This is a genomic window from Acinetobacter sp. YH12152 (genome assembly GCF_013418285.1).
GTDB classification, from domain to species: Bacteria; Pseudomonadota; Gammaproteobacteria; order Pseudomonadales; family Moraxellaceae; genus Acinetobacter; species Acinetobacter amyesii.
The window spans coordinates 22,609-33,268 of the sequence record NZ_VPCH01000043.1 but is presented as its reverse complement, the minus strand read 5'-3'; the positions used below and the strand labels follow the sequence as shown (position 1 = coordinate 33,268).

8 protein-coding genes, 8 tRNA genes and 1 pseudogene are annotated in these 10,660 nt (G+C 41.4%); 3 read left to right on the top strand and 14 right to left on the bottom strand.

Features of this window, described 5'->3' with window-relative positions; translation table 11 throughout:
* The 12 genes and pseudogenes from FTU83_RS17615 to FTU83_RS13055 form a co-directional block, all read right to left on the bottom strand.
* Positions 1–67: pseudogene (locus FTU83_RS17615) on the bottom strand (helix-turn-helix domain-containing protein); the annotation flags it as partial.
* 69 nt (positions 68–136) lie between these two features.
* The gene (locus FTU83_RS13105; RefSeq protein WP_078191441.1) at positions 137–598 is read right to left on the bottom strand and encodes a DUF2750 domain-containing protein; all 462 of its coding nucleotides are present in this window, start codon (positions 596–598) and stop codon (positions 137–139) included.
* A 97-nt stretch (positions 599–695) separates the two neighbouring features.
* A tRNA-Val gene (locus FTU83_RS13100) sits at positions 696–771 on the bottom strand.
* A 98-nt stretch (positions 772–869) separates the two neighbouring features.
* A tRNA-Asp gene (locus FTU83_RS13095) sits at positions 870–946 on the bottom strand.
* Between the two features lie 44 nt (positions 947–990).
* A tRNA-Val gene (locus FTU83_RS13090) sits at positions 991–1,066 on the bottom strand.
* 31 nt (positions 1,067–1,097) lie between these two features.
* Positions 1,098–1,174 (bottom strand) — tRNA-Asp (locus FTU83_RS13085).
* Positions 1,175–1,188: 14 nt separating this feature from the next.
* Positions 1,189–1,264 (bottom strand) — tRNA-Val (locus FTU83_RS13080).
* 21 nt (positions 1,265–1,285) lie between these two features.
* A tRNA-Asp gene (locus tag FTU83_RS13075) sits at positions 1,286–1,362 on the bottom strand.
* 47 nt (positions 1,363–1,409) lie between these two features.
* A tRNA-Asp gene (locus tag FTU83_RS13070) sits at positions 1,410–1,486 on the bottom strand.
* Between the two features lie 29 nt (positions 1,487–1,515).
* A tRNA-Val gene (locus tag FTU83_RS13065) sits at positions 1,516–1,591 on the bottom strand.
* A gap of 460 nt (positions 1,592–2,051) precedes the next feature.
* On the bottom strand, positions 2,052–2,546 hold the full coding sequence (gene elsL, locus FTU83_RS13060; protein WP_180106828.1) for a cell wall-recycling L,D-carboxypeptidase ElsL: 495 nt from the start codon (positions 2,544–2,546) through the stop codon (positions 2,052–2,054).
* Positions 2,539–2,973, bottom strand: coding sequence for a YbaN family protein (locus FTU83_RS13055; protein ID WP_180106826.1), 435 nt, complete (start codon positions 2,971–2,973; stop codon positions 2,539–2,541). The genes elsL and FTU83_RS13055 overlap by 8 nt, the downstream gene beginning before the upstream one ends.
* 88 nt (positions 2,974–3,061) lie before the next feature.
* Here FTU83_RS13055 and FTU83_RS13050 point away from each other — a divergent pair, with 88 nt between their 5' ends.
* From FTU83_RS13050 to dapE, 3 genes are all read left to right on the top strand, one after another.
* Positions 3,062–3,925, top strand: coding sequence for a DUF1853 family protein (locus tag FTU83_RS13050; protein WP_180106824.1), 864 nt, complete (start codon positions 3,062–3,064; stop codon positions 3,923–3,925).
* A 163-nt stretch (positions 3,926–4,088) separates the two neighbouring features.
* A complete protein-coding gene (locus tag FTU83_RS13045) occupies positions 4,089–4,238 on the top strand; it encodes an entericidin A/B family lipoprotein (protein WP_180004989.1) in 150 nt (49 codons plus the stop codon).
* A gap of 121 nt (positions 4,239–4,359) precedes the next feature.
* Complete coding sequence (gene dapE / locus FTU83_RS13040) at positions 4,360–5,493, top strand: succinyl-diaminopimelate desuccinylase (protein ID WP_180039703.1); 1,134 nt, start codon at positions 4,360–4,362, stop codon at positions 5,491–5,493.
* Positions 5,494–5,562: 69 nt separating this feature from the next.
* Here dapE and FTU83_RS13035 read toward each other — a convergent pair whose 3' ends face one another.
* Together FTU83_RS13035 and FTU83_RS13030 are read right to left on the bottom strand one after the other, a co-directional pair.
* Positions 5,563–6,030, bottom strand: coding sequence for a hypothetical protein (locus FTU83_RS13035; protein WP_180039701.1), 468 nt, complete (start codon positions 6,028–6,030; stop codon positions 5,563–5,565).
* A gap of 3 nt (positions 6,031–6,033) precedes the next feature.
* Positions 6,034–10,548, bottom strand: coding sequence for an Hpt domain-containing protein (locus tag FTU83_RS13030; RefSeq protein ID WP_180106822.1), 4,515 nt, complete (start codon positions 10,546–10,548; stop codon positions 6,034–6,036).
* Between the last annotated feature and the right edge of the window lie 112 nt (positions 10,549–10,660).

The following is a 10,660-nucleotide window of genomic DNA, read 5'->3' as shown; positions in this document are numbered from 1 at the left end:
GTTTGGCCAGAAAAATGAGTCGTTCTCGCTGTTCTAAACTAAGTGGTACAGAAACAATCCGAGGCATGTGTGAACATCTGTTAACTAAAAAAACCTTTTCGCATGATTAGTTATTTTTGTCAACTTAAATAAACCATTAATTTAAACGAATACTACGTGGCAAAGGAATTTTAAGGTTTTCAAAAATTTCTGGGCGCTGTTGATAGACTTGATATAAATAATTTTTAATATCTAATAGCATCTTTTCTGGCGCAACCAAAATATTTTGCCCTTCTGGGGTTAAATCTAAAGATACCGTAGTGCTCTCGCTGCGTAAAAACGGAATGACTTTTTCGATAAAGTCTTTTAATGAAATTTCCTGAATTTCATAATTGGACCAATTGTCTTTAATTAATAAACGTGCCAAACCACGATTTTGCCAAATGGCGAAGGAACGCTGACCTGTAGGTGTCGCACAAAGTGCCCAACCATCTTGATATAACGCAATCACGCCACCTTGAGCGACCATATTTTCAATAAATTGTTTATAGGTTTCTTGAGGATTGTAATTTGTAGTTTGAGTTTTAGACGCTGCCTTGCGCTGATATGGATTTCTCATAGATCACATACAATATTAAAATTATTATAGAGCGGATTTTATGTAAATCAGAAAATTTAGGCAAGCTTTTGGATAAAGAAGTTTCTATAGAAGAATATGGTGGGCGCTGACGGGATCGAACCGCCGACATTCTGCTTGTAAGGCAGACGCTCTACCAACTGAGCTAAGCGCCCTGAGCGAAGAGTAACAAAGCGAAGCCTTGTCTGAGCGCAAGAGAAAAATCCAAGATTTTTCTAAAGGCATTCTCTTGAACAGAGATTTTTAAGATAAATGGCGCAGCGGACGGGACTCGAACCCGCGACCCCCGGCGTGACAGGCCGGTATTCTAACCAACTGAACTACCGCTGCATCACGTAGTTTCTTTCGAAACACAACCTATATCTTAAAAGATATGGTGGGCGCTGACGGGATCGAACCGCCGACATTCTGCTTGTAAGGCAGACGCTCTACCAACTGAGCTAAGCGCCCTTAAAGGGTACAACAATTATATTCTTTGAAATGGCGCAGCGGACGGGACTCGAACCCGCGACCCCCGGCGTGACAGGCCGGTATTCTAACCAACTGAACTACCGCTGCATCGCAAAAAAATATGGTGGGCGCTGACGGGATCGAACCGCCGACATTCTGCTTGTAAGGCAGACGCTCTACCAACTGAGCTAAGCGCCCTCAAAAGGTCTATCGTGTAAATGGCGCAGCGGACGGGACTCGAACCCGCGACCCCCGGCGTGACAGGCCGGTATTCTAACCAACTGAACTACCGCTGCACTTACACAATGTCGCTATTGTGGTTCAAACGAATTAAGATTTAAAGTGGCGCAGCGGACGGGACTCGAACCCGCGACCCCCGGCGTGACAGGCCGGTATTCTAACCAACTGAACTACCGCTGCACTCTAAATATCTTAACGCTGAAAAGGTTTGGTGGGCGCTGACGGGATCGAACCGCCGACATTCTGCTTGTAAGGCAGACGCTCTACCAACTGAGCTAAGCGCCCTTTTCAAAACATGTTCATCGTTTGATGAGGTGCATTATAGAGAATCCTCACGGTCTGTCAAACGCTTTTCTAACTCTTTTCCACTTTTTCTGTTTGAGTGATTAAAAAATAAGTTATATTGCGGAAAAATCAGTATTTTTGAACATTTTTTAGCTATAAACCTGTAAATTTATTACTAAAAATATGACTTATATTCTGCATCATTCACATAAAAAACAGTTTTTCGCGTGGACTCATAGCTAATCATTCAGCGAACCGACGATTAATTCACCACACACTGCATTCTAAAACACCCTAGTGTACAAAATACATTCAAACACGATTTTCTGTTAGTTTGCGAGCATTAGTCCTGACAAAAGTCCTGACAAAAAAACGCCTTTCAAACTCACTTTAATTTTTCAAATCTTTGTTTTGATGCCATGAACTTCGTTTTTCATGGCTTGTGCTTTTAACGACGTGTTCAATGTTCAGTGATGTAAACCAGCGCATTTAATGGAATCAATTGATAAAGTTCTACAACATCGCTGTTTCGCATGCGAATACAACCATGTGACATCGGTATACCCATAGGCTCGCGATCTGGTGTGCCATGAATATAAATATAACGTTTATAAGTATCACAGCCCTCACCTGCATTAAAGCCGGGTTCTAAACCACTAAGCCATAATATTCGAGATAATATCCAATCCCGATCAGGGTGTGATGCAGCAAGTTGCTCGTCGTAAACCTCTCCGGTCCACTGACGTGCTTTAAAAACTGCATTTTGAGGTTGTTTTCCACCAAACTTTTCAGCCACTTGATGCCAGCCTCGTGGCGTCTTGCCACTATTTTCCTGCTCACCAATGCCATTTTTACCCGATGAAATGAGGTAAAACTTATTTAGCTTCGGCAAAGTTAAAGTTTGATCTTTCAAGTTAATCAGGATATCTGCTTGATCTTGGGTATATTCAGACATGCTCTTGCTCTTTCTGCTTATCTTTATCTTGTGGTTGTGTCTGCGGCGATGTTTCAATAGTCCGCATCTGATTTGGCTCTGGTCGTGTCCATAACCAAATACCAACGATCAACATGGTTAAGTCAGTGAAAATCTTGACGGCAATCGGTGCTGATGTAAAAAGCATAATCAGACCACTCACAAACATCATGATCGATGCAAACCATTTTGCTTTGCGTGGGACTGTGCCATTTTCGCGCCAAGCGCGTAAGGTTGACCCATATTTAGGATGATTCAACAACCAAGCATCCATTTGAGGCCAACCTTTTGAAGCCGCCCATGCAGCTAATATTAAGAAGACTGTCGTGGGCATTCCCGGCAATAAAGCCCCTATAAAGCCTAAAATGACAAAGACAACCACTAAGCTTCGCCAAAACAACGTCTTCATACCGCTACCCTGAACTTTCAATTCAGGTAGTATAAGATGTTTTTAACAATTATCCGTTGTTATTCTGCATTATTCGAAAGGTTTCAATATGGCTGTAACCCCGACAACGTCGTCTTATTTTGAGCCATGGTTGCAATTTAAACAGCCCTTAGTTCGCCAATTAGCTTTCTGTATTGCTAGCCCAAATATTCTGCAGCAAATTCCCAATGAACTCGAAATCCGCTATCCCTTTCATTTTCATCCAAACGAGCTTTGGCAAAAACATTTTGAAGCCTACCTTCCCCGTTTAAAAGAACTCGAACAACACCCAAGTGCATTAGTAGAATTTTTACAAAAATTAAAAAGTACTCGCCTTGGTTTACGTTTCGAAATGTTTATATGGTTTTGGCTTCTCGATCACCCATACCATCCCTACCAGTTACTCGGACATAGCATTCAAAAAATTGACGGCCCTCGTACAGTAGGTGAACTCGATTTTGTTTTAAAAAATACCGAAAGTGGTGAAGTTGAACATTGGGAAGTGGCTTTAAAATATTATCTAGCCGAGCGTGATTTTCAATTACCTTATTGGTATGGCTTAAATCGTAGTGATACTTTGGCTCGAAAGCTCAATCATTTCACCCAAAAACAATTCCAATTTGATGAAGCACTTGGGCAGCAGATTCAACAGCGCTATTGCGTTTTAAAAGGTCAATTATATTTACCTATTCAGCGTACCAACACATTGCCAAACTGGGTCAATCCTGCGCGCAGAATAGGTCAATGGGGACACGCTATTCCATCCACAAGTCAAGGCTATTATCGCTTACAACGACATGAATGGATCTGCGTGCAGCAGCAACCCACAAGTGAAACCGCTCATTGGTGGACAGATGGCCTGTATAAAAAAAGCAGTGATGAAAGCTATTATATGTATAGACAACCACGCTTGGTTTTACCGCAAATCACTTAAAATAACGGAAGGCGAAATTTGTAGTTTAGTAGAAATTACATTAATTTACTTAATCACCATAAAAACCACCTACTGTTTAATACGGCCATTTTTTAATCTAAATCTCACATCAGAATAATTTATTCCTCTAAAAATTATTCTTTCATAATGGAGAATACAGTCAATGAAAAAAATTCTAGCTGCATCACTTATGGTCGCTTTTATACTGACAGGTTGTAATACAGTAAAGGGTATGGGTCAAGACGTATCTAAAGCTGGAGATGCGGTAACCAATACTGCAGAGAAAACTTCAGAAGAAATTCGCCGCAATTAATTTATTTCCCAAGATTTTATAAAAGAGCCCTATTTTTTTAATAGGGTTTTTTACGTCTAAATTTCCCTTCGCTTGTTGATTCGCCTATTATATTGCGACATTTTTGACTTCTGTATTTAGCATGACCTCAACAGCAACTCTTGATCTCAGCCTAGAACTACTGCGCCAACCGTCGGTGACACCGATTGACCATACCTGCCAGAACATTATGGCGGATCGTTTAGCCAAAATTGGCTTTAACATTGAAAATATGCGTTTTGATGATGTAGATAATCTTTGGGCACGTAAAGGGACTGAAGCACCAGTATTTTGCTTTGCAGGTCATACGGATGTAGTACCTACGGGTAACTTGGATGCATGGGGTTCTGACCCATTTCTTCCTGAAATTCGCGACGGTAAACTGTATGGTCGTGGCAGCGCAGATATGAAAACCGCGTTGGCAGCTATGGTTGTTGCTTCAGAACGTTTTGTTGCAAAGCATCCAAATCATAAAGGTTCGATTGCATTTCTTATTACCTCTGACGAAGAGGGTCCTTCGATCAACGGGACTGTCAAAGTTGTTGAAACTTTAGAAGCGCGTAATGAAAAAATGACTTGGTGTTTGGTGGGTGAACCATCTAGCACCAACACACTTGGCGATATTGTTAAAAATGGTCGTCGTGGTTCGCTAAATGCGAATTTAACGGTTAAGGGTAAACAAGGGCACGTTGCTTACCCACATCTAGCGGTCAATCCAATCCATACAGCATCAAAGGCACTGGCTGAACTTTGCGATACCGTGTGGGATAATGGCAACGAATACTTCCCCGCAACATCTTTTCAAATTTCCAATATCAATGCCGGTACAGGCGCAACCAACGTTGTTCCGGGCACGATGAATTTACTCTTTAACTTCCGCTATTCAACAGAAGTGACGGCGGACGAACTCAAAGCACGCACCTTGGAAATTCTAGATCGTCATGGCGTTGAATATGATATCTCTTGGACCTTATCTGGTCTTCCATTCCTCACCCCTGTCGGTGAGTTAGTGAATGCCGCACGTGATGCCATTCGAGATGTTACAGGGACTGAAACAGAACTTTCGACCAGTGGTGGTACTTCTGATGGTCGATTCATTGCACCTACAGGTGCGCAGGTGCTTGAATTGGGTGTTTTAAATGCCACGATTCACCAAATCAATGAACACGTCAATGTGGCAGAACTGGAGCCACTTTCTGAAATTTACGAAAAGATTTTAGAAAACCTGTTGGCTTAAATATTCCCTGCATAGTCAAAAAAAAGGAACTCCATTGAGTTCCTTTTTTTATATCGCGTTTTGCAAATATTAAGCCGCTTGAAGCCCAATACTGTTTTGAATATTGGCTAAATTTGGAATATGAAATACCTGATCGGCCAGGCGTACATATTGGAAAATATTGGCGTCTTTCACAGCTTTTTCTTCATCAACCACTTCAGAAATACGCAGACGAATGGTTTTCGGCATTTCATTACACATCAGTGCAAAACGCTGTCCAACATCATCACCTTCAATCACCAAAGCCACGCCCTGATTTTTTGCAGGATCATTGACCGAGAAAACAGGCAATTTCAATTCATGCCATTCAACAAAAGGAACCTTGGTTGCACTATCGAGCGCTGAAAGCACAATATTTTGTGGCAACAACATTGGCTCTTTACCATGACAATCAATGATATACGCATCTATAAAACCGGTAGAAACCGTAATAAGATGTTGCAGTTCCTGTTGATCAATTTTATCGCTGACAACCTGAGAAACAGTATTTTGGCTCATAGATTACCCCTGCTTTTCTGCAATTAAAGCTTCAATATTGGCAAGCAATTCAGCTTCTTGGAATGGTTTACCCATATAGTGAGTCACACCTAAGCTAAATGCACGCTCACGATGTTTTTCACCTGTACGCGATGTAATCATAATGATTGGCAAGTCACGGTGAATGTCGTGGTGACGGACTAAGTTAGTCACTTCGAAACCATCCATACGTGGCATCTCAATATCAAGTAGCATCAAGTCTGGACGGACATTTTCAAGCTGTTCAATTGCATCCACACCATCTTTCGCGGTCACGATGTCATAACCTTGACGTTCAAGTAAGCGTGAAGTCACCTTACGTACTGTCACCGAGTCATCGACAATCATCACTAAACGACGTGCATTGGATTGACGGCCCAAATCACGCTGTTCAGCTGAATGTTTAACACGCTGCGTAGTTTGAATTTGACGTGCAATATTTTGCCCATCCAAAATCAAACATACATGACCATCACCTAGAATCGTGGCACCTGCAATCGCGGCCACACTGGTAAATTGTTGACCAATTGGTTTCACCACGATTTGAGAACGTGAACCCACCAGCTGATCTACCAATAAAGCAATGGTTTGACCACTGTTGCCTTTTATTAGCAATACAGGCAATGAATGGCCAACATTATTTAAACGTGGAATTGGCTGATTACCCACAAACTCTGATAGATAACGTAGTTTGTAATTGGTGTTGTCAATTTTAAACACGTCATCCTTACTATTGAAGTAAGTTTCGAGTGCCGTAGGTGCAATACGGACAATACGTTCAATTTGCGCTAATGAAATCGCATATTGCTGATCGCCCGCTTTCACCATCAAGGCATCGCTGACCGCTACCGTCGTTGGTACACGAATCGTAAAGGTCGTCCCTTTACCTAACTCAGACTCAACGGAAACATGACCACCCAAGGCTTTAATTTCACTTTGCACCACATCCAGACCAACACCACGACCCGAAATTTGCGTTACCGATTGTGCCGTTGAGAAACCTGGATGGAAGATCAATTGCAAGATTTCTTGTTTATCGAGGAACTGATCCGCTTTGATTAAACCAAGTTTTAAGGCTTTGTCTTTAATTTTGGTTTCATCAATCCCTTTACCATCATCACTGAAAGACACCAGTACATCAGTACCCTGACGACTAATGTTCAAGACGATGCTACCTACTTCTGGCTTTTTCAAAGCCAAACGGTCAGCAGTATCTTCTAAACCATGGTCGACCGCATTACGCAGCATATGTTCAAATGGTGTCACCAAACGCTCTAAGATCGTACGGTCCAGTTCACCTTCTGTATTTTGAACAATCAATTCTGCAGGACGGTTCAAGGTCGAAGAGGTTTGACGCACAATACGTTGTAAACGTGGTAACAAACGATCAAATGGCACCAAACGGGTACGCATCAGACTTTCTTGAATTTCTGACTGAATACGTGATTGTTGTAATAACAGACCTTCCGCATCACGGATTTTTTCTGCCAAAGTACTCTTGAAGTCAACCAAATCCGACGCAGATTCGGCTAGAGATTTTGACAATTGGTTAATCGATGAATATTGGTCCATCTCCAATGGGTCGAAATCCGCATAGCGTGAATTTTCAGAACCATGTTTGGCAATAATTTGTGACTCAAGCTCACCATCCATTCGACGTAACTGGTCAGCAAGTCGCTTAATTGCTAACTCCATTTCATTCAAGGTATTGCCTAGCTGACCTAAGTCCATCTCAATACGTGAACGGTTAATCGAGTTTTCGCCTGACAAGTCAATCATCTTCTCGACGAGATCAGCCGAGATACGAATCATCTCATTACTGTTATCAGAAGAATTAGCTTCAGACCATTCACCCAACATAGATGGAGGTTCAACACCATCACCTTGAATAAATTCAAAGCCTTTACTGACAATACCTTGTTCTAATTCTGCAACACGGTTTGGCAATTGAACCGTAACATCCACATACTGAATGGATTCTAGGCTCAATTTGATGCTATCAAAATTACTATAGTCGTGGTTGAAGATCGCTTCTTTTAACCATGCCAAGGTCGTTTTGAGTAAGCCGTCATATGCATTTGAGTTGAAATGATGAACCGCGAAATGCTCAAACGTCGTCTCAAGTTGATACGCAATTGCGGCAACAGGTTCATTTTCAACCATACGCGCACCACCCTTAATACTGTGGGCAGCACGTTGTAATTGAAGCAATACGTTACGGTCACTACGTTGTTCAGTCCATTGATTTAATAATTGAACGGCTTGTTCAAGAATTTCCTCAGACTCTTCAAGGAAGGTTTCTTCCATGACAGAACGTAGATCGTCATCTGGATGCTCAACATGTTCAGCAACCGCATGTTCAAGATGTTCAACAGCAGACTCAGTGTGAGCAGTCGTTTGAGCTTCAACCACTGCTTCTGCAGTGTCTTCAGCAACATCCATCGGCTCTGACACCGATACATCTGGTTCTACTGCTGTTTGTTCAGTTTCAGCAGAAATAGGGGCCGAAGCCAATGCAACAGCTTCTGAACGCTCTCCTGCCACAATTGACTGAATATTCTTGAGAATATCGATGACATTATTCGCTGGGTAGTCGATCCCTTGGTCACGAATGGTTTGAATACGATCTGAAATATCATCCTGCACTAAACGAATAATTTGAATTAACGCAGGCGTAATCGAAATTTGTTGACGAATAATGCGCTCATAAATCGATTCTAATTCATGCGAAATTAAACCCACATGAGATGCGGCAATCATATTTGCACCACCTTTTAGGGTATGCAAATAACGCATTAAATTATTCAAAGCTGAAGTATTTGTCTGATCACGTGTCCAAGTACTGAGGTCTTGGTCAATCCCCACCAATAATTCTTCTGCCTCTTCAATAAAGATCCCTAAAAGATCTTCATCAAAGTCATTATTCGCATCCGCCGCTTGCATCTGTTGATGATCAAGTTGGATACGCTGACTTAATTGTGCAAAGTCTACTGCTGTTGTATTTGGAACAGCGGCTTTATCTTCTGCAGTGGCAACAGGTTCGGCAACGATATTGGCTTCTTGTGTAGTCGTTGCTGCAACTGCTTCAATGTCTTGTTGAACAAATGCAGCTAGCTCATTTAAGAAACGCTGAACCTCTTCACTTAACACCACACGCTGACCCGCAGCTAAAGTGTCAAATAAGTGAATAAACTCTTGATGTGCTTGCGCAAATAACTCATATCCATAATCAGCATGGAGCAATTCAGGCTTTTCAATTAAAGACTGATACGCTGCACGCATTTGAGTCGTGAAATCATGGATACCAACAGACGCACGATTATCCGTATGTTCAATCAACTCTAAAGCTTGTTGACTGAGCTGTTGAATATAGTCTGGGAATTCAGCTAGAGCACGTTTATCAAACTCAAATTCAGCATCTAATAACTGATCAATATTTAATTCGATTAGTTTAGAAACCAAACCTTGCGGATTATCTTCAGGCGCCAATTGATCTTGGCTTGCAAAACCATAATCATCCCAAGCGGCTTTGAAGGTTTCATAAATAGAGGCAAGATTTGCCTTATCCCCTGAACGGAGCACGTGTAAATAATCACGAACAAATTCAGCATATTGAATCAATAAAGCAGTTTCTTTCGAGCTCGATACGATTTCGTCTTGCAATAAGGTTTTGAATAAATTTTCAACTTTTGAACTGGCTTCAAAAATCTCTTCGATTTGTGCCATCGACGAACTACCACGTAAGGTGTGTAGCGCGCGAATCAAGCCATTATAGTCTTGTGATTTACTATCATCAGATTGGAGGAACTGATCAATCGTTTGTAGATGTTCTTCAGCTTCTTCAATAAAAATGCTCACAGTCTCTTCGACCAGTGATGCATCTGCATCCACTTGCTCAAGATTTGTTTCTGATTCGGCCACTGCATCGATCGTGCTTTCAACTACTTCCACATGTTCTGTAGTTTCAACTTCAGTCAGCTCTAAACCAGTGACAGCATCTTCAGATTTTAATTGATCTGCCAGTTTTAATAATTCTTCGAGTGCAGGCTCAAGGCTAATATTTTGTTGTAATTGTTGCCCCATTAAAACCAATGGACGTAAGTCAACATCCAATTCGGCAACATTTTTAAACCGTGGATAGAGCTTATATTGATAAACATTTAAAACTGTTTGTGCAAACTTTTGAACGGTTGGCGTTAACTGTACTGAACCTGCAATAACACGATTCAGCGTATCTTCCACTGCCCATGCAGTTTCACCCGCCGATTTTGCCCCGACCATACGACCTGAACCTTTCAGGGTATGGAAATGACGACGAATCGTCGTTAAAGTGTCTTTATCTTGTGGATTTTCCAACCAAGTTGTAAATAAACCCGCCAGTTCTTCAAAGATTTCTTCTATTTCTTCAACAAAAATCTCTAAAATTTCTGCATCTTGATCAAGATAACTATCTTCAGGAAGCGTAGTTGTTTCAACTAAATTTTTTAATATTTCTTTCATAGCTAAGGCTTCTTATGTTTTGCCACCAAGAAGGTTGCTCAAACTTAATTGTAACCATCACCTAAGACTTAACTGTGACGTTAAGTTCACCTTATCGATGTGTTATCTGTAA

What these genes read in the sequence shown, in the direction of transcription:
- elsL (WP_180106828.1), bottom strand. Translation starts at nt 2,546, where the DNA reads ATGTCTGAATATACCCAAGATCAAGCAGATATCCTGATTAACTTGAAA.
- FTU83_RS13045 (WP_180004989.1), top strand. Translation starts at nt 4,089, where the DNA reads ATGAAAAAAATTCTAGCTGCATCACTTATGGTCGCTTTTATACTGACA.
- FTU83_RS13105 (WP_078191441.1), bottom strand. Translation starts at nt 598, where the DNA reads ATGAGAAATCCATATCAGCGCAAGGCAGCGTCTAAAACTCAAACTACA.
- FTU83_RS13035 (WP_180039701.1), bottom strand. Translation starts at nt 6,030, where the DNA reads ATGAGCCAAAATACTGTTTCTCAGGTTGTCAGCGATAAAATTGATCAA.
- FTU83_RS13030 (WP_180106822.1), bottom strand. Translation starts at nt 10,548, where the DNA reads ATGAAAGAAATATTAAAAAATTTAGTTGAAACAACTACGCTTCCTGAA.
- dapE (WP_180039703.1), top strand. Translation starts at nt 4,360, where the DNA reads ATGACCTCAACAGCAACTCTTGATCTCAGCCTAGAACTACTGCGCCAA.
- FTU83_RS13050 (WP_180106824.1), top strand. Translation starts at nt 3,062, where the DNA reads ATGGCTGTAACCCCGACAACGTCGTCTTATTTTGAGCCATGGTTGCAA.
- FTU83_RS13055 (WP_180106826.1), bottom strand. Translation starts at nt 2,973, where the DNA reads ATGAAGACGTTGTTTTGGCGAAGCTTAGTGGTTGTCTTTGTCATTTTA.